Genomic DNA, 23634 nt, shown 5'->3' with positions numbered 1-23634 from the left:
CACCCCCAACTCCCCTCACGAACAGCCCCCTTTACAACCCCACCCAAACCGACGTACGCGCAGCCGGAGCAGCGGGGGCGGGCACGCCCGCGATGCGTCCCGTGACGCGACCGGGACCGGGGCCTGGGCCTGGGCGGGGCCAGGTGCAGGGCCAGGTGCGGGAGCCCGGCGCGGGGACAGTCGGGAGGCCAGGCGCGGGGCTGGGACGGGGGACGGGTGTGAGACCAGGCGCGAGGCCCATGCACGGGCCCTGGCGCGGGGCCGGCAGAGCACCGAGATCCACGCCACACGCGCACCCACGCGGCACACAACCGAGCACAGCCCACGAAGGCGGCAATGCGGGGCGACCCCCGCAAGCCTGATCCGCTAGGCTGTCAGCGGTCAGTCAGCCAGTAGCAGTCCGACCAGGACGCCTGTCTCACCGGGCGCGGCATCCCCGACGGGGTTTCCGGACCGGCTTCCGACAAGCTCCGCCTTCGTGGGGCTTGTAGAAAACTCCGTCGTCGCAGGTCGGGGGCGAGTGCCTCAGAGTGGGCGCAACGGAGGGCTGCGGTTTTGGGAACGCTGGGCCTGTAGCTGCTGGTCAGGCTGCTTTGCTGGTAGTCGACTTGAATGAGTTGTGGTTGCCTCAGGGGTTCAGTGCACTGGTTGGTGTGGACGTGCCTGAGTGTGGTGTGGTCTTGAGCCTGGGTGTATGGGCCTGGTTGCTTCGTGTTCACAGCGGATCGTTTTGATCGCCTTGTTGTCGTGTGACAGCAAGGCGGTTTTGTTGTGCTGCCCTGCCGATGCGGGGGTGTGGTGGCCTGTGCGGTTGCCTGTTCCTGACGCGGGTTCCGTCAAGGGTGTGGTGCGGCGGTGGGCCGAGCGCGCCACTGTGGGCGCGGTGACGCGAGGCACGGTAACGGGCCGTCTGCGGGTGTCTGGGCGGGGCGGTGGCCCGTGTGAGGCGGATGTGGTCATCCTGAAGGCGGCCGGGCCGGTGGATGCGCGGTTGGTCGATGTCTCGGCGCGGTGGTGGCCTGTGGCGGGATTGGCCGAGGCAGGCGTGGGGCTGTTCCCCGCGGAGCTGGGGCTGCTGGTCGAGGGTTACGTCCAGGGCTGGATTCCGGATGGGGTTATCACGCTGGACGCGTAGGGCCGGGTTCGTGGGGTCTGTTGTGCTGGGCTGCGGCGCGGACGGCGTGGAGGCCGGGCCACAGCTGGTGGTTGAGGGCGTCTTCGAGGCGGATGAGGGTACCGATGTCGGGCAGGACTTCGCCGGTCAGGACGCGGGCGACGGTGGAGTGGGCGACGCCGGCGAGGTTCGCGATGTCGCGCAGGGAGTACCCGCGGGCGCGGAGGACCTGGTCGAGGTCGCGGGCCAGGAGCAGGCTGCAGTGGGCGCTGAGCGGGGCTCCGGGAATCAGGTCGGCCTGTGGCCAGTCGCCTTGGAGGATGTAGCGGTGGGGGGTCTTGTCGTTGCTGCTCCTGGGCACGGGGTGATGATGTCACGGTCTGGCGAGGGGTTTTGACCATATGTGCAACCCAGTGGGGTCCGTCGACACCGGCGCCGGGCCGGGGTACGCAGGGGTGAAGCCCTCGCGCGTGCCGGCGGGCGGACGCCGCAGTGTTCCGGGCCCGCAGGAGGAGTGGCTTCGGGGGGTTTGCGGGCGAGGGCGCGGGGGTGGCGGCACGGGCTCACGGGCAGTGGCACTGACCTGGCAGCGTTCCTCAACTGCTGGCGTGTCCAGCGGTGTTGCATTGCAAGGGCGGCGGCTTCCGCACGGGCCCCACCTCTGCGGCCAGGCTCGTGGCGTCAACTGGAGTGCTGCCGGTACACCCGTTCTTGCAGTCTTTGAGCTTTGGGCTACGGATGCAGCTTCCGGGGCGGCTACGTTGGCCGTCACGTGCAGTCGAAGGAGGGGCGGGATGGTGGTGGCGCCGAGTGCAGCGGGGCATCCGCAGCTGTCCCGTCTGCAGCGGGCCTTCGAGGGCGAGACGGCCAGGCGGGCAAAGGCCCGGGCCGTCAGGGAGCAGGCCGAACTCGTTCTTCGTCAGGCTCTGGAGGATGAGCAGACCGCGGATGCGCGGACCCTTGCGGTGCAGCGGGCGGTGGAGGCCGCCGAGCAGTATTTCTCCCGGCTCGCACAGCCCCGGGAACGGGTGCCGCGGGACACAGCGGGCGCTTGGACCTCGGGCCCGGAAGGGTCAACGCGGGCACGGCCGACCATCGACAGCGCCGTCCTTGCGGTGCTCGCCCCGGGTGGGCCGATGACGCTCGCCGACATCTACGCAGGCGTGGCAGGTGTGCGCCCCGGTACGAAGAACAACAACATCCGCTCGTCGCTGGACCGCCTGCGAAGGGTGGGGCGGGTGGATCGGGCCGGGCCATTCCGGCAGGGCCTGTACCGGATCGCCGATCCGGAAAAGACGGGCCCGGCACACAACTGAAGAGCAGTGATGAGTCCCTCGCGGAAGGGGACCACCGGAGCAACTGACAGGTCCTCCGGTGGCCCCGTGACGCGTCAGCTTGAGGACCCACGCATCGTGAACGAGCGTAGGACATTGCGCGGTCACGAAGGCGGTCCTCGGCTGGATACCCCCGTAAATGACGAATCCTTGAGGACCCCACAATGAATTCGACCCCTTTTCATCCCACTTCGCACACAAATGGTGCGTGTGCTGTGGTTGACGTCCGGCTTGACGCGGGAGAGTGGCTGTGACCCGGGCGTCCCGTGCCGGGTGTCCGGACGGCTGGGCGCCGCCGACCGGGCGCATGGGGACCGAGAAGCAGATGGAGCTGATCGCCGCGATCGCCGACCTCGGGGGTGAGGGGCGTGTGCCGGTGGGGCAGGACGCCGTGACCCGGCGCGCAGACCTGTCACCGAGCACCATGTCCGGGGTACGGGCGTTCTTCGAGCAGGCGGGGCTGATCGAGCCCGGCCGCGGCACCTGGGCGGTGACTGAGGCGGGTCTGCGGTTCGCGCGGCTGCGGTCGGTCGATTCGGCCCGGTCCCGCCTGGTGCTGCGTGAGCTGTGGCGGGGGCAGTGGTTCGAGCAGGCCGCGCTGGACTTGCTGAAGGACGGCCCGCTGGAGGAAGGGGTCCTTGCCGGCCGGCTGGGCGAGGGCCTGCCGGGCCGCCGTGAGCGATGGATCTACCTGGTCGAGTGGCTGGTCCATGCACTGATCGTGCACCGTGACAACGGGCTGGTCGCGGCGCCGGGGACCGCCTCGGGCACGACCGCGGGCAGTGGCGGGGTGCGGGCGGACGGGCCGGTTATCTTCGATCCGCTCATGACGATGCCGGACGAGGACCTCGCGGCGCTGCCCACCGACCGCTTCGTGGCGCTGATGGACACCTACCGCACCCTGTTCACCTCGCTCACCCCGCCGCCCGCCGGCGCCTGACCCCCGCGCGCGCCGCCCCGAACCCGAACCGGACGCCTGGCCGTCCGGCCTGCCCACCGGGCCGGGCGGGCAGGCGGGCGGGCCGTCCCGTCTTCCGCACCCGCCTCCTCGCGGCGGCGTGCACCTTCCCCCCTCCTTCCTTTCATTCCTTCTTGCTTCTCGTCGGGCCGCCGCACTGTGCCCGCGGACCGTGCTGCCCTGTCACCGGCATGGAGTCGTCCATGCCCCACTTGGCTGACGGTCCGTCACCTTGGTGCGCGGTCCGGGTTGCCGTGGAGATCACCCGTGCCGAATCTGTCGCATGTATGGAACACCAGCTCATGTCCTGCCCCGGACCGCCGTGAGTGCCGCCCCGCACGGTGGGAGGGGGGTCTGCCCGTGCTGGTGCCGCCCGAGCGAAGGATCTACCAGGTGGGTTGCGACGTTTCTCTGCCCCATGCTCTTGACCGTGTCCGTGACCTGTGGGGGTCGATGACGGCCCGCGGGGAGATGACCGGGCAGACCCTCGACAAGTTCACCCTGCTGCTCAACGGCCGCTTCGCCCGCTACGCGAGGCTGAACGGGGCGGTCCTGCTGGAGGATGTCACCGCAGGCCTCGTGGAGGACTTCGTGACCGCCCGGGGGCGTTCGCGCCACGGGCATGTCAGTGACGCGGCCGTGGCCACCATGTATCTGCGCCGCTCGGTCCTGCGCAGCGCCTACCGCGGGCTGCGGGAGCTGGGGCTGAGCGACCAGGATCCGGCCCGGGACATCGTGCTGCCGCCCCGCACGGACGGCGAGGTGCGGCCGCTGTCGGAGGGCGAGGTCGTCGATCTGCGTCACCAGGCATCGTTCGTCGCCCGTCCCAGCCGTCACGGTGCGGCCGCCGCGCTGGCCCTGTCCGGAGGCCACAGCGGGGAGATCGGCCATATCCGGGTCAGGGACCTGGACGCGCAGGGCCGCCGGGTGTGGATGCACGGCTCCACCAAGACCGACCCGCGCTGGTGCCTTCTGGACGACTGGGCGCTGGTGACGCTCCAGGGCAGGGCGGAGTTCGTCACGGCCCGCCAGGTGCACGCACCGTCCGCGCCCTGGGCCCGCCTGGCCGTGTCCGACCACGACGCCCCCGACTGCAACCTGCAGGCCCGTGCCTGTGTGGCCCTGCGTGATCTCCTCGTGCGGATCGGCCTGGGCGGCGAGGCGGACGTCAAGCCGTCCTCCGTCACCGCGTGGGCCGGGGTGGAGGTCTTCGAGCGGACCGGCCGCATCGAGCAGGCCGCCCGGCGTCTGGGGCTGCGCTCGCTGGACCGGGCCGCCACCGTCATCGGCCACACCTGGCGCCCCGCCCCCGGCCCCGGCTCTGGCTTCGGCCCGGGTGGCGGTGTTGTGCGGGAGGAAGGGGAGTGCGGTGCCTGACGACATCTTCGGCGAGCCGTTGCCCGCGCTGGTGCGGCCGCGCCGCAAGCGGCAGCTGACCGATACCGAGCAACGCAGCGTCACACAGCGGATCGAGGACTGCCTCGACTATCCCGTCATCTACGAACTGGCCGAGCTTCTTCCTCCGCCCGGTCATGTCGGCTGCCCGCGCCGCTACCCGTCCCTGGTCTACCTCCTGCTCGCCTCCCTGATGCCGGTCACCGGCTCCAAGCGCTCCGCCGTCGGGGCGCTGACCACCCCGGCGCAGTGGAGCCGTGTGCGTGCGGCGGTGCGCCGGCATGCCGGGCGGCGTGCCGCGGCGCTGCTGGCACCGGCTCCGCCCAGCCGCGCCCAGTACCTGTATGCCGAGGAGAACATCCTCGCCCCGCACATCGACATGCTGCAGGAAGCCTTCGAGCACCATGCCCTCCAACAGGCGGTGGCTCAGGGCCTGTTCCCGGCCGGTTCCGCACGGAACTGGGCCGGGCCGCGGCGCGGGCAGCTGCTGGCGGGGGACGCCACCGTCCCCAAGGCCCCCTCCAAGGCCGAACAGGCCACCACCGAGGACACCGCGACCGGGCGGGTCCTCAGCCACCGCATCGACCCGGCCGCCCGGGTGTACTACGAGAACGGTGAGAAGGCGAAGCGTGCCGCGCGCGGCACAAAGTGGTTCTTCGCCTCCGGGCGCGAGGACGGGTACTGGCGGCGCGTCATCCTCGCCTTCTGCCACGTCGCCGGCGGTGCCTACGAGGACGAGGCCGCCGTCGCGGTACGCACCTTCACCCACCTGTCCTCGCACCTGCCCGGGTGCATGGGAGTGCTGTACGACGGGGCCTTCCGCGGCACCCATCGCGACGCCCTGGCCCGCCAGGGCCTGCTGGTCATCAACAAACAGCACGGCTCCACCGCCCCGCGCGCCTACGAACTGCTGCGCTACGGGCGCTGCCGCCACGTCCTGTGGTGCCAGGACGGGCGGATCGCCGAACGCATCGGGCTCGACGACGGCACCAGCCACCTCGTCCCCGTCCCCGTCACCCGGCTCGAGCCCCGCCACGGGCCGGCGAAGAGCCGCTGGTACCACCTGCTGCGCATCCCCTGCCGCCACGGCGCCCACACCCACCGCGTGCCCGTGGCCATCACCACCACCCCCGCCGACCGCACCGGCACCGACCGCGCAACCGGCAAGCCCCGCCCCAGCGATTCCGAGCGCGAATTCCACCGCGCCGAGCACCTCCAGCAGATCCCGCAGGACACCCGCGCCCACCAGCTGCTCTACCCCTACCGCAGCGACGCCGAGTCCCTCCACAACCAGCTCGACCAGAGCCTGTGGAACCGCCGCATGATCTCCTACGGCCTGGCCCGTCAGAAGGTCTACGTCCTCGGCTTCACCCTCTCCCAGAATGCAACCAGCCACCGCCTCCACCAGGACAGAAACGGGCAGTGAGACCGCCGGTGACAAGAAAGGGTCAAGAGCAGGACGCCGTCGCTTCCCGGCAGAGCCTGGCTCTGCCGGGAAGCGACGGCGGTGATCAGCCGTTGAAGTCTGCGAGATCGCGTTCCAGTGCGGCCTTCGGCTTTGCGCCGACGATGGTCTTGGTAACCTCGCCGCCCTGGTAGATGTTCATCGTGGGGATGGACATGACGCCGTACTCGGCGACGGTGGCCGGGTTCTCGTCGATGTTGAGCTTGACGATTTCGATCTTGTCGCCGTGTTCGGCGGCGATCGCCTCCAGGGAGGGGGCGAGCTGGCGGCACGGGCCGCACCAGCTGGCCCAGAAGTCGACGGGCACGGGTTTGGTGCTGTTGAGGACTTCCTCGTCGAAGTTGTCGTCGGTGACGCTCTGGAGAGCCATGGCGGCCTCCTGTTGCAGGTGGTTCAGACGGTGGCCGGGGCCTTGGCCGGTTCCGCGGTGTTCTCGGTGTCGGCGAGGGCGGCGAGGTAGCGCTCGGCGTCCAGGGCGGCCGCGCAGCCGGAGCCGGCAGCGGTGATGGCCTGGCGGTAGGTGTGGTCGACGACGTCCCCGGCGCCGAAGACGCCGGGAATGTTTGTGCGGGTGGAGGGGGACTGGACCTTGAGGTATCCCTCGTCGTCCAGGTCAAGCTGGCCCTTGAACAGTTCGGTGCGCGGGTCGTGGCCGATCGCGATGAATAGCCCGGTGGCGTCGATGTCGCGGGTGGCGCCGGTGAAGGTGTCGCGCAGGACGACGCCGACGAGCATGCCGTTGTCTTCCTTGATCTCGGCGATCTCGCTGTCGAACGCGAAGGAGATCTTGTCGTCGGCGAACGCGCGGTTCTGCATCACCTGTGAGGCCCGCAGGGCGGAGCGGCGGTGGACGATGGTGACCGACTTCGCGAACCGGGTCAGGAAGGTCGCCTCTTCCATCGCGGTGTCGCCGCCGCCGACCACGACGATGTCGCGGTCGCGGAAGAAGAACCCGTCGCAGGTCGCGCACCAGGACACGCCCCGCCCGGAGAGTTCGTCCTCCTTGGGCAGTCCGAGCTTGCGGTAGCCGGACCCGGTCGCGATGATCACGGCCTTGGCCCGGTGGACGGTGCCGGCGGTGTCGGTGACGGTCTTGATGGCTGCGGTGAGATCGACTTCGACGATGTCGTCGTCGATCATCTCGGCGCCGAAGCGCTCGGCCTGGGCCCGCATGTCCTCCATGAGCTGCGGACCCTGGACCCCCTCGGGGAAGCCGGGAAAGTTCTCGACCTCGGTGGTGGTGGTCAGGGAGCCGCCGACGAAGATGCTGCTGCCGAACAGCACGGGCCCCAGCTGGGCACGGGCGGCGTAGAGGGCGGCGGTGTATCCGGCGGGGCCGGAGCCGATGATGACGACATCGCGTATATCGCTCACGCCGTGGCCTGCGGGGCGATCTCGGCGATCAGGCCCTCGACGAGAGTCTTGATTTCGTTGCGGATGGGGCGGACGGCTTCGACGCCCTGTCCGGCCGGGTCGTCGAGCTTCCAGTCCAGGTAGCGCTTGCCGGGGAAGACCGGGCAGGCGTCACCGCAGCCCATGGTGATGCACACGTCGGACTCGCGGACGGCGTCGATCGTGAGGATCTTCGGGGTCTCGGCGGAGATGTCGATGCCGACCTCCGCCATCGCCTCGACGGCGGCGGGGTTCACAGTCTCCCCGGGGTTGGAGCCGGCGGAGCGGACCTCGACGCGGTCTCCGGCCAGGTGGGTCAGCCAGGCGGCGGCCATCTGGGAGCGGCCGGCGTTGTGGACGCAGACGAACAGGACGGACGGCTTGCCGGAGGACTCGGCCATGGTGATCGTTCTCTCTCGTCGCAGGGCGGTACCAGCCGCCAATGACTTCAGCCCCCGCTGGTATCAGCAGGCAATGATGTGAGAGTATCAGTACATGCTGACTTCAGTCGATCCTGATCTGATCCGGGTGCTGGGCGATCCGCTCCGCCTCCAGATCGTGACCCTGCTGGCCCGCGAGACGCTCTGCACGACGCACCTGGTCGAGGAGACCGGAGCGAAGCAGACCAACCTCTCCAACCACCTGAAGGTCCTGCGCGAGGCCGGAGTGGTGGAGACGGAACCGTGCGGCCGCTTCACCTACTACAAGCTCAAGCCCGAGGTCCTGGCCGGCCTGTCCGAACAGTTCGCCGCGCTGGCCGAGTCCGCCCGTACCGCAGCTGGGAACAAGAGGGCCTGCCCGTGACCTCCACCGAACCCACCACCGCCACGGCGGCCGGTGACGACTCGATCGTCAAGAAGCTCTCCACCCTCGACCGCTACCTCGCGGTGTGGATTCTGCTCGCCATGGCAGTCGGCCTCGGCCTGGGGCGACTGATCCCCGGGATGAACGACGCGCTGGCAAAGATCGAGATCGGCGGGATCTCGCTGCCGATCGCGCTCGGCCTGCTCGTCATGATGTACCCGGTCCTGGCCAAGGTCCGCTACGACAAGCTCGACACCGTCACCGGCGACCGCAAGCTGATGGTGTCCTCGCTGGTCATCAACTGGATCGTCGGCCCCGCGGTCATGTTCGCCCTGGCCTGGATCTTCCTGCCGGACCTGCCCGAGTACCGCACCGGCCTGATCATCGTCGGCCTCGCCCGCTGCATCGCCATGGTCATCATCTGGAACGACCTCGCCTGCGGCGACCGCGAAGCCGCCGCCGTACTCGTCGCCCTCAACAGCGTGTTCCAGGTCATCGCGTTCGGCCTGCTCGGCTGGTTCTACCTCGACCTGCTCCCGCGCTGGCTGAACCTCGGCGACGGCCAGGGCCTGGACGTCTCCGTCTGGCACATCGCGCTGAACGTCATCATCTTCCTCGGCATCCCGCTGCTGGCCGGCTTCCTCACCCGCCGCATCGGCGAGCAGAAGATGGGCCGAGAGAACTACGAGCAGAAGTTCCTGCCGAGGATCGGCCCCTGGGCCCTGTACGGGCTGCTTTTCACGATCGTCATCCTGTTCGCCCTCCAGGGGAAGACGATCACCTCGCAGCCCCTGGACGTGGTCCGGATCGCACTGCCGCTGCTCGTCTACTTCGCGATCATGTTCTTCGGCACCTTCCTGCTCGGCAAGGCCCTCGGACTCGCCTACGACCGCACCACGACCCTGGCGTTCACCGCGGCCGGCAACAACTTCGAACTCGCCATCGCCGTCGCCATCGCCACCTTCGGCGTCACCTCCGGCCAGGCACTCTCCGGAGTCGTCGGCCCGCTCATCGAGGTACCCGTCCTGATCGGACTCGTCTACGTCGCGCTCGCCTGGCGCAAAAAGTTCACGCCCGCAGCACTCACCACCCCGGGAAGGGACAGCTGATGCACTGCCTCGACTGCCGCACCACGGGAACGGACAGCACCACTGTCGGCGTCTGCCAGGGCTGCGGCGCCGGGGTCTGTGCGGCGCATGCCCGCATCGCAACCCGGAGCGTGCGACGGGGCAGCCTGATCGGAACCCCCGGTGAGGCCGAAGCGCGAACGGTGCTGTGCCCGGTGTGTGCCGCAGCCGAGGCACCGGCCGCAGCGGTTCTGACGGCCCGGTGACCGGCGCGGTGGACGTGGTGGTGATCGGCGGCGGGCAGGCAGGACTCGCCGCCGGGTACCACCTGCGCCGCAACAAGCTGGACTTCGTCATCCTCGACGCGCAGAACACGCCCGGCGGGGCCTGGCAGCACACCTGGGACTCCCTGCACCTGTTCTCTCCGGCCGCGTTCTCCTCCCTGCCCGGCCGCCTCATGCCCGCCCAAACCGGCGAGGAATACCCGGACGCCGGGCACGTGGTGGAGTACCTGACCGACTACGAACAGCGCTACGGCCTGCCCGTCCACCGCCCGGTCCGCGTCCAGGCGGTGCGCCGGGACGCGGACCGCCTACGGGTGGAGACAGACACCGGCACATGGTCGGCGCGGGTGGTCATCTCCGCGACCGGCACCTGGTGGCGCCCCTTCCTGCCCGCCGTCCCCGGCCAGGAGGTCTTCACCGGCCGCCAGATCCACACCACCAGCTACCGCAGCCCATCCGACTTCGCCGGACAGCGGGTCGTCGTGGTCGGCGGCGGGAACTCCGGCGCACAGATAGCCGCCGACCTTGCCACCCACGACGGCATCGACCTGACCTGGGTCACTCAACGCCCGCCCCGCTTCCTCGCCGACGACATCGACGGCCGCGCCCTCTTCGATGCCGCCACCGCACGCCGTCGCGCCCTGGACGAGGGCCGCACCGACACCGGCGGCGTCGCTTCACTCGGCGATATCGTCGCCGTCCCACCGGTCCGTGCAGCGCGGGACGCGGGACTGCTGAAGGCCCAGCCGATGTTCGAGCGGCTCGTTGCCGACGGCATCCGGTGGAGCGACGGAACGTCCGCCCGGGCGGACGCGGTGATCTGGTGCACCGGCTTCCGCCCCGCACTCTCCCACCTCGCTGCCCTGGGTCTGCGCGGGGAGGGGGGACATATCACCACGGACGGCACCCGTGCGGTCGGTGAGCCACGGCTGCACCTGCTCGGCTACGGCGACTGGACGGGACCGGCCTCCGCCACCCTCATCGGAGTGGGGCGCCCCGCACGCGAGGCCGTCCGGCAGATCACCGAGCTGCTCGCCTGAGTGTCCGCGGCATGCTGGAGGCATGCGGATCGAGGTCGTAGTCGTGAAGGAATGCCCGAACGAACAGCTGGCTTCTGGCCGGTTGCGGCAGGCGCTGGAGGCGGCCGGGCTGCGAGATGCCGATGTCGTCACCCGTGTGGCCGCCGATCAGGCCGAGGCCGAACGCACGGGTTTCACCGGCTCCCCGACCGTCCTCATCGACGGAGAAGACCCGTTCGCAGGAACCGGACGTGTACAGGGGATGGCCTGCCGCCTCTATCGCACCCCCGAGGGATTGGACGGAGCCCCGAGCGTCGGCCAGCTTCAACAGGCTCTCGCGGCCGCCTTCCGCCGCGAATCCTGACCCCGGTTCACCCGGCCGTTGCGGTACGCAATCGCTTCAGGACGTGCCCGGCGTCGCGTCCGGCACCGCGCAGCGTCTTGGAGGAGAAGCTGCGCTGGAATTCCATCCCGACGAAGCCCAGCCCCGGCACCCGGGTGGCGATGCCGCCCCGGTGCACCGGGGCGCCTTCGGTGCCGAGAGCGCCGCTGTCTTCCAGGTAGGGGAAGGTGAGACGGTAGCCGGTGGCGAGTACCGCGGCGTCGACCGTCTCCTTCGTGCCGTCGGCCCATACGACTCCCTCGCCCGTGAACCGGCTGAACATCTCGCGCCGGTCGACGCCGTGCTGGTCCAGGGCGGCGCGGTAGTGGCCGTCGTCGATTACGGAGACGGGAACCTTCGCCAGCAGCGGACGGATCGGTGCGATGTCGAGGCGGGTGTGCTTGAGCCACCAGTGCAGGTCCCGGCCCAGCGGGCGCCGGGGTGTCCATCCGACCGGGCGCCGGGTGGCCAGGGTGGTGTCGGCAACCGGACCGAGCTCGGCGGCGATCTGGACCGCGGAGTTGCCGCCGCCGACCACCACGACCCGCTGCCCGGCGAACGCCTCGGGGCTGCGGTAGCCGGCGGCGTGCAGCACCCGGCCGCCGAACTCCGCACGCCCCGGCAGGTCCGGGACAGACGGTGTGCCGTAGTCACCGGTCGCGGCAATGACTGCCCGGGCGCCGAACTCCCGCCCGTCCTCGGCCCGCACGGACCAGACGCCGTCCTGGCGTGTCACGGAGGTGACGGTTGTCGTTGTGCGGATGTCGGCAGAAAGGCGGCGCGCGTAGCCGCGGAGGTAGTCCACCACCTCGTCCCGGCGCGGGTAGCGGTCTGGGTCGCCGGGGAAAGGCGTCCCGGGCAGGGATGAGTACCGGGCCGGGGAGAACAGCGTGAGGCTGTCGTAATACTGCGGCCAGGACCCGCCCGGCTGATCGGCCGCCTCCAGCACCAGAACGCGGGTGAAGCCGTGACGCGGGGCGAGGGCCGCGGCAGCCAGGCCGGACTGCCCGGCACCGATGACGACGAGATCGGCATGCTCCATGAGATCGTGAACCCCACAATGAGTCGTTGTTTCGGGAAGTAACGAAATGTTGAGCAAGTGGTGACAGAGAAAAGCAGCGAGAACTCCGCAGTGGATCCGGCGACGGCCGATTTCCTCAAGGCCCTGGCCAGCGAGACCCGCCAGAAGGTGATGCTGCAGTTCACCGGCGGCATCGAACTCACGGTCGGCGAGATCGCCGACCGCTGCGGGCTGAAACCGCCGACCGCCTCGGAACACCTGAGCCTGCTGCGCCGCGGTGGCCTGGTGGTCTCCCGCAAGGAGGGCAAACAGGTCTTCTACCGGGCCGACGGCGCCACCATGGCCGAGCGTGTCGCCTCACTCCAGGCGTACCTGGCGCGATGCTGCCCGCCAGGCTGCACCGGCTGACCGGCCGAGTGGGCAGCCGGTCAGTGGCCGGCGGCCGGGCGCAGGTCGAGCATGGCGGACATGGCTGCCACGACGGACGGTGCGACCTGGTAGTAGACCCAGGTCCCGCGCCGCTCCGAGGTCAGCAGTCCGGCCTCGCGCAGCTTCTTCAGGTGGTGGGAGACGGTCGGCTGGGAGACGCCGACGTCGGAGATGTCGCACACGCACGCCTCACCGCCCGGATGCGAGGCGACCTTGGAGAACAGGCGCAGGCGTACCGGGTCCGACAGTGCCTTGAACATGACAGCCATCTTCTCCGCATCGTTCTGCGACAGCTCTCCGGCGGTGATCGGCGGGCAGCACGGCACCACGGTCCCCGCGTCCGCGAGCGGCAGTTCCGCAACCTCTGACTTCGGCATGTGTCTATGTTGACACTTGTCGATGCCGAGTGGCAAGCTCCGGATATCGACAGCAATCGAAACAGCGGCCGTACGCCGCCCATCTCGGAGGACATCACCGCCATGACCACCACTGACCTTCCGGTAGTCGTCATCGGGGCCGGCCCCGCCGGGCTCGCCGCCGCCGCCCACCTCGCCGAGCGCGGCATCACCCCGCTCGTCCTGGAAGCCGGACCGGCCGCCGCCTCCGCGGTCCGCGACTGGTCGCACGTACGGCTGTTCTCCACCTGGGGCGAGGTCACCGACCCCGCCGCCGAGAAGCTCCTGGCCCCGACCGGCTGGACCAAGCCCGACGCGGCCACCTACCCGTCCGGCGGAGACTGGGCCGAGCAGTACCTCCAGCCCCTCGCCGACGTTCTGGGCGACCGCGTCCGCTACAACGCCACCGTCACCGGAGTGTCGCGCGCGGGCCGCGACCGCATCGTCGACGCCGACCGCGAAAGCCAGCCCTTCGTCGTCCACTTCACCACTGCCGACGGCGGTGAGGACCGCGTCTTCGCCCGCTCCGTCATCGACGCCTCCGGCACCTGGACCACCCCGGGCCCGGCCGGCGCCGGCGGCCTGCCCGCCCTCGGCGAGAAGACGGCGGCCGACCGCATCACCTACCGCGTCCCCGACCTCAAGAACCCCGCCGTCCGCGCCCGCTACGCCGGCAAGCGCACCGCTGTGATCGGCTCCGGCGCCTCCGCGTTCACCGCCCTGGCCACCCTCGCCGACCTCACGAAGGACGTGACAGCCACCCACGCGGTATGGATTTTGCGCCGGGGAATCAGCGGCTCGACCTTCGGCGGCGGCACCGCCGACCAGCTCCCCGCCCGCGGCGCCCTCGGCCTCGCCGCGAAGGCCGCCGTCGACAACGGCCACGCCGACGCGGTCACCGGCTTCCGCACCGAAGCCATCGACCAGGACGACGACGGCCGTCTCGTCCTGGTCGGCGAGGACGGCCGCCGCCTGGACCCGGTGGACGAAGTGATCGTGCTGACGGGCTTCCGCCCCGACCTGTCCTTCCTCTCCGAGATCCGCCTCGGCCTCGACGAACGTCTCCAGGCACCGGTGGAGCTCGCCCCGCTGATCGACCCCAACCAGCACTCCTGCGGCACCGTCTACCCCCACGGCCACCGCGAACTCGCCCACCCCGAACCCGGCATCTACCTCGTCGGCATGAAGTCCTACGGCCGCGCCCCCACCTTCCTCGCCATGACCGGCTACGAACAGGTCCGCTCCATCACCGCAGCCATCGCCGGCGACACCGAGTCCGCCGACCGCGTCGAACTCACCCTCCCCGAAACCGGAGTCTGCGGCGGAGCCGGACTCTTCGACGACCCGGCCGCCGGACAGAACGACGACGGCGGAGGCTGCTGCACCACCCCGGCACCCGCACTCGTGCAGATCGGCGCCGTCGGCGCCCCCGTGCCAGTGGCAAGCAACCAGGAAGAGGCTTCATCCGGCGGCTGCTGCGGGGCCTGAGCCCCGGCGCCCCGGCCACGCCGGGCCGGGGCGCTTCCACCCAGCGTCAGGAGGACCACCATGTCCCGAGTACAGCTCGCCCTGCGCGTCCCCGACCTTCACGCCTCGATCGACTTCTACACCAAGCTCTTCGGCGTCGAACCGGCCAAACTCCGCGACGGCTACGCCAACTTCGCCATCACCGAACCACCGCTCAAACTCGTCCTCGTCCAGGGCACTGCGGACGAGAACACACGCATGGACCACCTCGGCATCGAAGTCGAAACCACCGAAGCCGTCCACACAGCCACCACCCGCCTCACCCACCAGGGCCTGGCAACAGACGTCGAGAACGACACCACCTGCTGCTACGCCCTCCAGGACAAGGTCTGGGTCCACGGCCCCGGCCAGGAACCGTGGGAGGTGTATGCCGTCAAAGCCGACGCCGACTCGATGACCAAGCAGAAGAACAGCGCCTGCTGCACGGACCAGGCCGCCCCCGAAACGGGGGCCACGTCGGCCGAGGACAGCGGCTGCTGCTCGTGACAGATCTCAACACTCCAAGGGCCGCGACCGGAACAGACGACCGCTCGCGGCCCCGCGCCGTACTCCCCGCCCTGTGCGTCACACAGATCACCAGCTGGGGAATCGTCTACTACGCCTTCCCTGTACTCAACCCGTCGATCACCGCCGAAACAGGCTGGCCGGCCGGAGCGACGACGGCCGCCTTCTCCGCCGCGCTGCTCGTCTCTGCCCTCGCCGGGATCCGGGTCGGCCGGATCATCGACCACCGGGGCCCACGCACTGTCATGACCACAGGTTCCGCCCTCGGCGCGGCGAGCATCCTCATCGTCGCTGCCGCTCCCAACCTTCCAGTGTTCTTCGCCGGCTGGCTGCTGGCGGGCCTCGCGATGGCGGCCACCTTCTACCAACCCGCCTTCGCCGCACTGACCCGCTGGTGGGCCCCCGACCACGTCCACGCCCTCACCATCGTCACCCTGGCCGGCGGACTGGCCTCCACCCTCTTCGCACCCCTGACCGCCACGCTCGCCGACCATCTGTCCTGGCGCGCGACCTACACAGTCCTCGCCCTACTGCTCGCCACGGTGACCGTGCCCGCTCACGCCCTGGCGCTCAAAGCACCCTGGCCGAAAGCTCCTCCCGCACCAGCTCACGCCCGCGACAGCGCAACCGCAGTGACGCGCAGCCGACCGTTCTGGATGCTGGCCACCGCACTGACCCTCTCCGCGTTCACGGTCTACGCCGTCGTGATCGCCCTCGTCCCGCTTCTCCTCGAACGTGGATACTCCACCGGCGAGGCCGCCTGGGCCCTCGGCCTGGGCGGCGCCGGACAGACACTCGGCCGCACCCTGTACGCGGCGCTCGCCCGCCACACCGGGGTCACCGCGCGCACCTCCGTCCTGATTGCGCTCGGTGGCGTGACCACAGCCGCCCTCGCCGTTACCCCCGGCCCCTACGCCCTGTTGGTCGCATTGTCGGTCGCAGCTGGGATGGTCCGTGGCAACCTCACTCTGCTGCAAGCCACCGCCATCACCGACCGATGGGGCACCACCCACTACGGCCGCCTGTCCGGACTCCTCGCGGCACCTGCGACCACCGCCTCCGCACTCGCACCCTTCGCCGGTGCCACTCTGGCCTCACCACTGGGCGGATACCCCCACCTCTTCGCCACGCTCGCCCTCGCCTCCGCAGCGTCGTGCCTGATCTCACTCCGCGCGATGCCCCCCGCGCCCCAAGCCACGCCACCCACACACATCTGACCTACCAGCCCGGCTCAGGCCCACTGTTGGATACAGACCAGAAGCCCCATTCGATCAACCTCCAGCCCCGACAGCTCCCACTCCTCACAAGGACGCCCGCAGACATGTCAGGGGCCTTCAAGATCACACCCGTATCCCCTCAAGGGCCAACGCACGGAACGGAACGGAAAACTCACCTTCCCCACCGCACTCCGCCGCCCCTCGATCACCAACCCCGGCATGCGTAAGCAGCAGGCTGGAGGCATGCAGCATCCGCTCTCACTGAGCTACCCCAGTACGGAAGCCCCTCACCGGCACGGATCCGCTACGCTGTCCCTGGTCGGTCGTCGGTACGTCCCGCTGTCTGCCCGAGCAGAACCGCAGAAAGCACCGCACCCCGTCTGACCAGTGGGCTTGTACGCCTCGTCGAAGATCCACTCGCTGGGTTTTCTCCAAGGTTTTCTACAAGCCCCCGCCTTCGTAGCTCAGGGGATAGAGCACCGCTCTCCTAAAGCGGGTGTCGCAGGTTCGAATCCTGCCGGGGGCACAATGAAATAGCAGGTCAGGAGCCCTTTCGCCCGTCGAGGCGGGAGGGCTTCCGGCTGTGGCGTGCGTACGGAGCGGGGGGAGGGTGGCTCCGCGTGCCTCGCGGCGCTTTTGGAACGTGGCCGGCGCACCCCGTCTACGCTGCTGCTCATGATCGCCAAGCTGCAGTGTGTGGTGTTGGACTGTTCCGATGTGCGTGAGCTTTCCCGGTTCTATCTGGCGCTTCTCGGTGGCGCGGTGGATCGGCCGGATCCTCGGTGGTCGCTCGATGACAGCTGGTCGACCCTTCATACCGACTCGGGGCTCGTGCTCGCGTTCCAGCGGGTGGAGGACCACCGGCCGCCGCAGTGGCCGGATGCCGCTCACCCGCAGCAGTTCCATCTCGATCTGGGTGTCACGGATCTCGATCTGGCCCAGGAAGAGGTGCTCGGGTTCGGAGCCTCGCTGCTCGATGCCGGTGAGGGCACGCGTGGTTGGCGGATCTACGCGGACCCGGCGGGTCACCCCTTCTGTCTCGTTCGCGACTGACCGGGATCGACGTCTGCCCACTTGGGGTTGGGGACGGTGCGTTCCTCGGTGCGTGTCAGGCTTTCGACGCGGTACCCGCCGAGGGCCTTGCACCGGTCGCAGTAGAGGACGTAGCTCCCCACCTCCTTCGCCACATGGCTCAGGGTCATCGGTCCGCCGCACTGCTCGCAGGGTCCGTACGGGCCGGCGGGGGCGTCGGCGTACTCGTGGCGGGGCAGTTCACGGGGTTCGCAGAACATGCCGGGCAGGGTGTCGTTCTCGATGGCGGCGCGGGGCAGGCCGTTGAGGCCGAAGAAGTTGCCCAGGGCTGTGTACAGGAGCTCGTACGAAAGGGTGTCCGGGGGGACTTCGCCGTCCTCGTCCGCGTTCCGTCCCAGGGCGGCCAGGGCGGTGTTCAGGAGGTCGGGGCGGGAGCCGTTGAATCCGCTGTCGGAGTAGCCCCAGAGGTGCTGCCCGTCGTGCATGACATCGAGCTGGGCCGGGTCCATGCCGGTGTGGACGGCGCTCACGGTGCGGATGCCGTGCGAGGGGTGGTGGCCGTACGGGCTCCCGGGGCCGGTGCGGCCGTGTTCCCAGTACGCGGTGCAGGGCAGCAGTACGAACGACCAGCCGTTGCCCGCGTCCCCGATGCGGCCGATGTCGGGGACGGACCGTTCCCACGGTGGCGCGGCCCGCTCGATCGCCGCGACGGTTTCCGCGTCCAGCACCGGCGAATCCGGCGGGGCGCCCAGTCGCACTGCCAGTTCCTCGGCCGGTATGCCCTCCGCGAAGGTGAGGTAGCAGCCGTACAGGCCCCGGTCGAGCCAGGCGAGCCCATCTCCGTTTTCGATCACGCGGGCGAGCCTAGGGCGTGCACGGAAGTCCGATCCGGTTTCAGCGGCCGTCGCGGCGGCGTTCGTACCGCCACACCTCGTCGAGTTCGTACTCGTACGAGGTCCCGGGCGGTGCGGGAGGCAGGCGGCGGGCTCCCTCCACGCAGCGTTCGTCGTCGTGGCGGGCGAGGCCCTGAACGGCGCTGACCCGGACCGCGCGGCTCGCGTCGTCCAGCAGCGCGGCCATCGCGTCGGCCAGTTCGGGGGCACGGTCCCTGCTGTCGGCGACCGTGCGACAGGCGCCCTGCCGGACCTCCGCGTCCGGGTCCGCCATCAGGTCCACCAATGCCTTCCGGACCGTGGCGGAGAAGGCCGGGGTCCACCTGTCGAAACCGAAGGCCACCGCGTGTCGCACGCGGGGATCGGGATGACCTGCATGGGACAACAGGCGCTCGTCGCCGCGCGGGTCGGCGTGCTCGGCGAGGCCGGTCAGCAGCTCGGTGAGCACCGTAGCGTCCTGTTCCCGGGCCGACCGGTTCAGGAACAGTTCCAGCGTGGGAGCCGCGAACCTGTCCTCCTCGCTCTCGTCGAACAGGTGGGTCAGCCGCAGCACTTCGGCGCCGAACAGCCGGTGCACCGGGTCCGGGTCGGCGCTGAGGGCCGCCGCCGCGTCCCAGGTCTCCTGGTCGCGGCGGTGGGACAGGAGGAGGGTGGAGGCCGCCCAGGTGGTGTGCTGCTGGTCGGGGTGGGTCAACGCCCGGTCCAGCAGCTCCTCGAAGGGGGTTCGGAGACCGAGCGCCTTCTCCAGGTCCGTCAGGATCGCCGCGTGCCCGTCTCGTACGGTCGCACCGCCGAGGGAGAACTCGTCGACGGCGGTGTACTCGTCGTCCTGGACGTGCGTACGGGCGACCGCGCCCTGTGCGCCGGTACGGCGCCGCAGTTCCGCCTCGACGCCCGTCTCGTACCAGTGCCGGGCGAGGCTCCGCGCCTCCAGCAGTTCGGCCTCGCGGTGGCGGTGCCACTCGGCGGTGTTGTGCAGAGTGGCACCGACCACGGCGGGCGAGCCCGAGTCGACGGCCTTGCGCAGTGGTCGCACGCCGTCCGGTCCGCACCGGTCGGGGTCGGCGCCGTGCGTGACGAGCAGGCGGACGACTTCGTCGGCGTACGCCTCGATCGCCAGGCACAGCAGGGGAGTTCCGTGCTCGTCACACGCGTCGGGGTCGGCGCCCGCCGAGAGCAGGGCTTCCACGGCAACCGCGTCCCCGGCCTGTACGGCGGATGTCGGTGCGGATGTCGGTGCGGATGTCCGTGCGGATGTCCGTGCGGATGCTGGTAGGGATGTTGGTAGGGATGTCTGTGTGGATGTTGGTGGGGATGTCCGTGTGGATGTTGGTGAGGAGGCGGTGTCTGTCGCGGCTCCGCTCGGGCTCACCTCGATGGTCGGGCTCATGCCCGCGCCGCCCCCGTTGTGTGTTGGCCGGTCCTCAGTTCCGTGCGCCATGGTCAGCCCTGTCTACCGTCCCGGGTGCTCGGCCGTCACCGTACCGGTGAGCAGCCGGGCGGTCACGGCGGTCAGCCAGCAGAGGCCGAAGCCCGCTCCGGCGGTGAAGGCGAGGACATGGGAGCCGGAGGCCGCGAAGCCCGCGAGGACGAGGGCGGGGGCGAGGCGGGAGGACAGGGCCCAGGCCCGGTAGCCCCTGGCGGCCAGGGGGCGGGCCAGGATGACGAACGCGGCGCACAGCGCCAGGTAGCCGATCATGCCGCTGAACATGTGGACGGCCCCGTGCCCGCTCAGCGTGCCGGTCTCCGGGGATCCGACGGGGAATCCGGCGCCGGCGTCGGCGTCGAACACCGCGGCGGCCAGGAACGAAGCACCGAACACGCCGAGCAGCACCGGCACCCCTCTCTCGCCCGCGCCCCCTCTCAGTAGCCGGCGCAGCCCGACCGCGCCGGCCGCCAACAGTGCGCCGGTGAGCACGAAGTTCACCGTCTGGATCCAGCCGGGGCCGCCGAGGGCTAGCTGACTGAACGCGTTGCGGGTGAAATCGAAGCCCTCGCGTACAAGTCCCTGAACGGCGGCCACCCCGAGGAACAGTGGGCCGGCCGCCATACCGGCGAGCAGCGGGCCTCGAATCGCCGGTCGCGATGCGTCCTGCGCCTCCCGGACCTCCGGGATGCCGGTGATGCGGGCCGCGTCGGCGGAGCGGGCTTCGTGGGTACGGGCGCCGAGCGTGTGGGTCATGACGAGCCCTTCGGGTTCAGGATGTTGTACTCCTATGACCGGCGGGGGCAGGGAAACTCATCGCTCGGGAGGGCGTTGCTTCCGGGCTTCCGGATCACTCGGAGCTGAAGGGGTGCAGAGGGGCCGTCAGATCCCCCACGGACTCCGCGTAGTAGTCCGACTCGGACACATGGAGGGCGAGTTGGCGGAAGGTCCAGCCCGTTCCGGCCGAGTGGTCGAGCTCGTCGGGGGTCAGTGCGTCCAGGCGGTTCGCCCAGATCCTGGCCAGGCGGGTGAGCCGACTGCGTGCTTCGTCGAGGTCGGCGCCGGTGAAGGGGGCGAGGTCGGCCGCGGTGGTGGTCGCCGAGGCGTGCCAGCGGTCGGGCTGTGTCTCCTCGCCGGCCAATCGGGCCTCCATCTCCGCGAGATGGTCGACCATGTGGTCGGCGACGCGGCGGATCGCCTTGTGCGGGGTGTAGAGCCGGTCACCGGCGGGGACGGGACGGCCGTCCCAGGCGGTCCAGGTCGCGGCCAGGGCAAGTACGTGGTCGACCATGGCCGTCAGGAGCTGCGCGGGGTCGCGCTCGTCCGTCGCCGGGGTCTCGGCGGAGCCGTCGTCGGAACCGCTGTCGGGGCCCCCGTCGGGGCCGATGTCGAAACCGCCGTCGGGGCCGCAGAGCATGGGACTGTCAGCGGCTTCGGAGGTGGCGGGTGTGTGCTTCGTTTCCGTCATGGGGTGACGCTAGACCGGTGACTCTTCGGCACCCGCCGAACCGTTCCCACCCGCTCCGGGCCGAACCGGCGCCACCGTTCAGGAAGGCAGGGACGCCGCCATCGCCGCCGCCGCCCGGCGCACCCGGGCCGCGTCGTCGCGGACGGTGCGGCTGAACTCCATGTGCAGGAACGGTACGCCCTGGTCCTCCGCCTCCCGGCCCTGTACGTTGCCGCGGCCCTCCAGTGCGCAGCGGCGGGCCCAGGCGCGGCAGACGGCGAAGCCCTCGTGGCGCAGTGCCGTCGCGGCGCGGCGGGCGGTGGGGAGGCCCTTGTCCGCCGAGCCCAGGGAGGCGATCACGTCGTAGTCCGGTTCGGTGCTGTCGGCGAAGCCGTGGACCTGGAGGCCGGGGAAGCGGCGTGCGGCCAGTTCGTCGCAGACGGCGTCGAACACGGTGTCCCTGCGGTGGGCCACGTCGGCGCGGCCCTTCTTGTCGGCGTTGCGATGGGCGCCGGCCATGACCAGTACACCGCCCCGCCGGGCCCGCAGCACTCCGATGCCGAGCTGTTCGCTGCCCGAATCGGCGACCGGGTGCGGGACCTGCACCGACCAGCGGGACGTGGCACTCAGGTCGATGTAGACCCGGCCCCAGCCCCGGCGGCCCTCCGCCGCCCGGTCGGCGATCTCCGCGAACCTGCGGCCGGTCGCCGTGTCGGTGTACGTCCTGATGCCGAAGTCGATGTCGTCGAGGCGGCGGCCCGCCTCGGCCCGCCGGCCGTCGAGGAAGAGGCCCACGGCCTCGGCGGCGGTACGGCGCTGGGCACGCAGCGGCGGCAGGTAGTCACTGCGGGCCACCGTGTCCCTGGTGAAGTCCGTGACGCGGCGCGCGAGATCGACCCGGTCGCGGTCACGGTCAGGGTCGCCGGGCGTGGAGCTCCCCCGGCGGCCGTCCCCGTTCGCGGCATCCGTCCCCCGGCCGCCGAATGGTACGAAAAGGGCCACAAGGGCCCCCAGAGTGACGACCGTCACGGCAATACCGATCAGTGTTCGCTTGATCGTTACCTTCGTCGTCGAATTCCGCACCATAGACATATAAAAATATTAGGGGTGTCCCGCTATTCGCCTTCCGCCTCCGTCGCTCGTGCCACCGCGCCCGTGCTCCTCCTCGCAGCCCTCGCCGGCTGTTCGGTTCCGGGCGGTGACAGCGACTCCGCGGACGCGAAGGAGGGACCTTCCTTCACCGTCGCCGCAGCCGGCGACGTACTGATCCACCCCCAGCTGACCGAGCAGGGCCGCAAGGACGCCAAGGGCACCAAGGGCGCCGGCGAGAAGATCGACTTCCGTCCGCTGATGGCCGGGGTCAAACCCGTGATCAGCAAGGCCGACCTCGCGATCTGCCACTTCGAGCCGGTCGCAGGCAAGCCCAACGGCCCGTTCGAGGGCTTCCCCGACTTCACCGTGCCGCCGCAGATCACCACGGCGCTCAAGGACGTCGGCTACGACACCTGCTCGACGGCCTCGAACCACACTCTCGACCACGGCGCCTCCGGCGTACGGCGCACTCTTGACGCGCTCGACGAGGCCGGGCTCAAGCACACCGGGTCGGCGCGCGACAGCGCCGAGGCCGCCAAGCCGCTGATCATGGACGTGAAGGGCGTGAAGGTCGCCCAGCTGTCCTACGCCTTCGGCTTCAACGGGCGCGAGGTCCCGGCCGACAAGCCGTGGCTGACCAACCAGACCGACTTCAAGCGGATCGCCGCCGCCGAGAAGGCCGCCCGCAAGGCCGGTGCCGAGGTGGTGATCCTCAGCATCCACTGGGGACGCGAGCACCACCCGGACCCGAGCAACGGACAGCTGAAGCTGGCCCGCAGGCTGGCCCGGGAGACCGGCATCAACCTGGTGATCGGCCATCACGCCCATGTGGTGCAGCCGATGGAGAAGATCGGCTCCACGTGGGTCGCGTACGGCCTGGGCAATCAGGTGGCGCGGCACGACGTGCCGTCGGGGCTGACCGAGGAAGGCGTCATCGGCTGGTTCGAGTTCCACAAGCGCGGTGACACCTGGGACGTCGACGCCCGGTACGTACCGACGCTGCTGACGATTCCACCGGACGCCGACGCCGCCGGCGCACAGGAGGCCGACGCGGCGGTGGTGAAGGACCACCGGCTGGTGGATCTGGCCGGTGCGTTGCAGAACGGCGAGGACCTGCCGGACGCGGAACGGGCCAGATACCGGATGGCCTTCCAGCGGACCCAGGGCACCCTGCTCAACCGGGGCGCCGTCGATGACGGGCTGAGACCCCTGAAGGACCTGCCGGAGTGAGCCCGGAACGAGCCCTGAGCGGGTTCGCAGCGGATCCCGAGTGAGGTCGAAGTGAGGTCGAAGTGAGTTCGGAACGGGCCCCGGGTGGGTTCGGGGTGCATCCGGGACCGGCCCGGAGTGAGCCCCGGACGAGCCCGGATCAGGTCCTGTAGACCGAACCGGCCCCGCCCGGCCCCGTCCCGTCCGATCCGCCCGGCCGGCTCACCC

27 protein-coding genes and 1 tRNA gene are annotated in these 23634 nt (G+C 70.3%); 17 read left to right on the top strand and 11 right to left on the bottom strand.

The window, feature by feature from the left end; all coding sequences use genetic code 11:
- Positions 1 to 694: 694 nt before the first annotated feature.
- Positions 695 to 1135: a hypothetical protein gene (locus tag AADR41_RS32780; RefSeq protein ID WP_342285355.1), complete on the top strand. Its 441-nt coding sequence runs from the start codon at positions 695 to 697 to the stop codon at positions 1133 to 1135.
- On the opposite strand, the gene AADR41_RS32775 is transcribed toward AADR41_RS32780, so the two are convergent.
- Positions 1119 to 1475, bottom strand: a complete 357-nt coding sequence (locus AADR41_RS32775; protein WP_342285354.1) for a helix-turn-helix domain-containing protein — start codon at positions 1473 to 1475, stop codon at positions 1119 to 1121. The two genes, AADR41_RS32780 and AADR41_RS32775, sit on opposite strands and share 17 nt — an antisense overlap.
- Positions 1476 to 1908: 433 nt before the next feature.
- Between AADR41_RS32775 and AADR41_RS32770 the strand changes: the two genes are divergently transcribed.
- The 4 genes from AADR41_RS32770 (at position 1909) to AADR41_RS32755 (ending at position 6227) form a co-directional block, all read left to right on the top strand.
- On the top strand, positions 1909 to 2430 hold the full coding sequence (locus AADR41_RS32770) for a hypothetical protein (RefSeq protein WP_342285353.1): 522 nt from the start codon (positions 1909 to 1911) through the stop codon (positions 2428 to 2430).
- 325 nt (positions 2431 to 2755) lie between these two features.
- Positions 2756 to 3388, top strand: a complete 633-nt coding sequence (locus AADR41_RS32765; RefSeq protein WP_342285351.1) for a hypothetical protein — start codon at positions 2756 to 2758, stop codon at positions 3386 to 3388.
- Between the two features lie 489 nt (positions 3389 to 3877).
- Complete coding sequence (locus tag AADR41_RS32760) at positions 3878 to 4783, top strand: hypothetical protein (RefSeq protein WP_342285349.1); 906 nt, start codon at positions 3878 to 3880, stop codon at positions 4781 to 4783.
- On the top strand, positions 4776 to 6227 hold the full coding sequence (locus AADR41_RS32755; protein ID WP_342285347.1) for a hypothetical protein: 1452 nt from the start codon (positions 4776 to 4778) through the stop codon (positions 6225 to 6227). Before AADR41_RS32760 ends, AADR41_RS32755 begins: the two co-directional genes overlap by 8 nt.
- A gap of 85 nt (positions 6228 to 6312) precedes the next feature.
- On the opposite strand, the gene trxA is transcribed toward AADR41_RS32755, so the two are convergent.
- The 3 genes from trxA to AADR41_RS32740 are packed head-to-tail and all read right to left on the bottom strand — an operon-like array spanning position 6313 to position 8059.
- The gene (gene trxA / locus AADR41_RS32750) at positions 6313 to 6636 is read right to left on the bottom strand and encodes a thioredoxin (RefSeq protein WP_342285346.1); all 324 of its coding nucleotides are present in this window, start codon (positions 6634 to 6636) and stop codon (positions 6313 to 6315) included.
- A gap of 23 nt (positions 6637 to 6659) precedes the next feature.
- A complete protein-coding gene (gene trxB, locus AADR41_RS32745; protein WP_342285345.1) occupies positions 6660 to 7640 on the bottom strand; it encodes a thioredoxin-disulfide reductase in 981 nt (326 codons plus the stop codon).
- Positions 7637 to 8059, bottom strand: a complete 423-nt coding sequence (locus AADR41_RS32740) for an arsenate reductase ArsC (protein ID WP_342285344.1) — start codon at positions 8057 to 8059, stop codon at positions 7637 to 7639. Before AADR41_RS32740 ends, trxB begins: the two co-directional genes overlap by 4 nt.
- 94 nt (positions 8060 to 8153) lie before the next feature.
- Here AADR41_RS32740 and AADR41_RS32735 point away from each other — a divergent pair, with 94 nt between their 5' ends.
- From AADR41_RS32735 to AADR41_RS32720, 5 genes are read left to right on the top strand one after another with little or no spacing between them, the layout of a single operon-like run.
- Positions 8154 to 8462: an ArsR/SmtB family transcription factor gene (locus tag AADR41_RS32735; RefSeq protein WP_342285342.1), complete on the top strand. Its 309-nt coding sequence runs from the start codon at positions 8154 to 8156 to the stop codon at positions 8460 to 8462.
- Positions 8459 to 9571, top strand: a complete 1113-nt coding sequence (arsB, locus tag AADR41_RS32730) for an ACR3 family arsenite efflux transporter (protein WP_342285341.1) — start codon at positions 8459 to 8461, stop codon at positions 9569 to 9571. The genes AADR41_RS32735 and arsB overlap by 4 nt, the downstream gene beginning before the upstream one ends.
- Complete coding sequence (locus AADR41_RS43000; RefSeq protein ID WP_446751147.1) at positions 9571 to 9795, top strand: DUF2180 family protein; 225 nt, start codon at positions 9571 to 9573, stop codon at positions 9793 to 9795. Before arsB ends, AADR41_RS43000 begins: the two co-directional genes overlap by 1 nt.
- The gene (locus AADR41_RS32725) at positions 9792 to 10853 is read left to right on the top strand and encodes an ArsO family NAD(P)H-dependent flavin-containing monooxygenase (RefSeq protein ID WP_342285340.1); all 1062 of its coding nucleotides are present in this window, start codon (positions 9792 to 9794) and stop codon (positions 10851 to 10853) included. Before AADR41_RS43000 ends, AADR41_RS32725 begins: the two co-directional genes overlap by 4 nt.
- Positions 10854 to 10875: 22 nt before the next feature.
- Positions 10876 to 11196: a DsbA family protein gene (locus AADR41_RS32720; protein WP_342285339.1), complete on the top strand. Its 321-nt coding sequence runs from the start codon at positions 10876 to 10878 to the stop codon at positions 11194 to 11196.
- A gap of 7 nt (positions 11197 to 11203) precedes the next feature.
- Here the strand turns inward: AADR41_RS32720 and AADR41_RS32715 are convergent, their stop codons facing one another.
- Positions 11204 to 12256 carry a flavin-containing monooxygenase gene (locus AADR41_RS32715; protein ID WP_342285338.1) on the bottom strand — a complete coding sequence of 351 codons (1053 nt, stop codon included), beginning with the start codon at positions 12254 to 12256 and terminating at the stop codon, positions 11204 to 11206.
- Between the two features lie 60 nt (positions 12257 to 12316).
- Here AADR41_RS32715 and AADR41_RS32710 point away from each other — a divergent pair, with 60 nt between their 5' ends.
- A complete protein-coding gene (locus AADR41_RS32710) occupies positions 12317 to 12643 on the top strand; it encodes an ArsR/SmtB family transcription factor (protein WP_342285336.1) in 327 nt (108 codons plus the stop codon).
- Between the two features lie 20 nt (positions 12644 to 12663).
- Here the strand turns inward: AADR41_RS32710 and AADR41_RS32705 are convergent, their stop codons facing one another.
- A complete protein-coding gene (locus AADR41_RS32705; protein ID WP_342285335.1) occupies positions 12664 to 13041 on the bottom strand; it encodes an ArsR/SmtB family transcription factor in 378 nt (125 codons plus the stop codon).
- Between the two features lie 102 nt (positions 13042 to 13143).
- Here AADR41_RS32705 and AADR41_RS32700 point away from each other — a divergent pair, with 102 nt between their 5' ends.
- The 5 genes from AADR41_RS32700 (at position 13144) to AADR41_RS32680 (ending at position 17360) form a co-directional block, all read left to right on the top strand.
- The gene (locus AADR41_RS32700; protein ID WP_342285333.1) at positions 13144 to 14547 is read left to right on the top strand and encodes an NAD(P)-binding domain-containing protein; all 1404 of its coding nucleotides are present in this window, start codon (positions 13144 to 13146) and stop codon (positions 14545 to 14547) included.
- Between the two features lie 60 nt (positions 14548 to 14607).
- The gene (locus AADR41_RS32695; RefSeq protein ID WP_342285331.1) at positions 14608 to 15072 is read left to right on the top strand and encodes an ArsI/CadI family heavy metal resistance metalloenzyme; all 465 of its coding nucleotides are present in this window, start codon (positions 14608 to 14610) and stop codon (positions 15070 to 15072) included.
- Positions 15069 to 16307, top strand: coding sequence for an MFS transporter (locus AADR41_RS32690; protein ID WP_342285329.1), 1239 nt, complete (start codon positions 15069 to 15071; stop codon positions 16305 to 16307). Before AADR41_RS32695 ends, AADR41_RS32690 begins: the two co-directional genes overlap by 4 nt.
- Before the next feature lie 453 nt (positions 16308 to 16760).
- Positions 16761 to 16833: transfer RNA gene (locus AADR41_RS32685), tRNA-Arg, on the top strand.
- A 149-nt stretch (positions 16834 to 16982) separates the two neighbouring features.
- On the top strand, positions 16983 to 17360 hold the full coding sequence (locus AADR41_RS32680) for a VOC family protein (RefSeq protein ID WP_342285328.1): 378 nt from the start codon (positions 16983 to 16985) through the stop codon (positions 17358 to 17360).
- On the opposite strand, the gene AADR41_RS32675 is transcribed toward AADR41_RS32680, so the two are convergent.
- The 5 genes from AADR41_RS32675 to AADR41_RS32655 all read right to left on the bottom strand — a co-directional run bounded on the left by AADR41_RS32675 (position 17333) and on the right by AADR41_RS32655 (position 22134).
- On the bottom strand, positions 17333 to 18193 hold the full coding sequence (locus AADR41_RS32675) for a hypothetical protein (protein WP_342285327.1): 861 nt from the start codon (positions 18191 to 18193) through the stop codon (positions 17333 to 17335). The genes AADR41_RS32680 and AADR41_RS32675 overlap by 28 nt on opposite strands.
- A gap of 40 nt (positions 18194 to 18233) precedes the next feature.
- The gene (locus tag AADR41_RS32670; RefSeq protein ID WP_342285326.1) at positions 18234 to 19622 is read right to left on the bottom strand and encodes a HEAT repeat domain-containing protein; all 1389 of its coding nucleotides are present in this window, start codon (positions 19620 to 19622) and stop codon (positions 18234 to 18236) included.
- A gap of 63 nt (positions 19623 to 19685) precedes the next feature.
- A complete protein-coding gene (locus AADR41_RS32665) occupies positions 19686 to 20414 on the bottom strand; it encodes a DUF998 domain-containing protein (protein ID WP_342285325.1) in 729 nt (242 codons plus the stop codon).
- 94 nt (positions 20415 to 20508) lie between these two features.
- Positions 20509 to 21126, bottom strand: coding sequence for a hypothetical protein (locus AADR41_RS32660; protein WP_342285324.1), 618 nt, complete (start codon positions 21124 to 21126; stop codon positions 20509 to 20511).
- Positions 21127 to 21204: 78 nt separating this feature from the next.
- Positions 21205 to 22134, bottom strand: a complete 930-nt coding sequence (locus AADR41_RS32655; protein ID WP_342285323.1) for a hypothetical protein — start codon at positions 22132 to 22134, stop codon at positions 21205 to 21207.
- A gap of 78 nt (positions 22135 to 22212) precedes the next feature.
- Between AADR41_RS32655 and AADR41_RS32650 the strand changes: the two genes are divergently transcribed.
- On the top strand, positions 22213 to 23427 hold the full coding sequence (locus tag AADR41_RS32650) for a CapA family protein (protein ID WP_342285321.1): 1215 nt from the start codon (positions 22213 to 22215) through the stop codon (positions 23425 to 23427).
- The last annotated feature ends 207 nt before the right edge of the window (positions 23428 to 23634 follow it).

Origin of the sequence: Streptomyces sp. CLV115, assembly GCF_038448545.1 — a bacterium.
GTDB classification, from domain to species: Bacteria; Actinomycetota; Actinomycetes; order Streptomycetales; family Streptomycetaceae; genus Streptomyces; species Streptomyces sanglieri.
The sequence above is the reverse complement of the archived record's forward strand: the minus strand, read 5'-3'. Positions and strand labels throughout refer to the sequence as shown.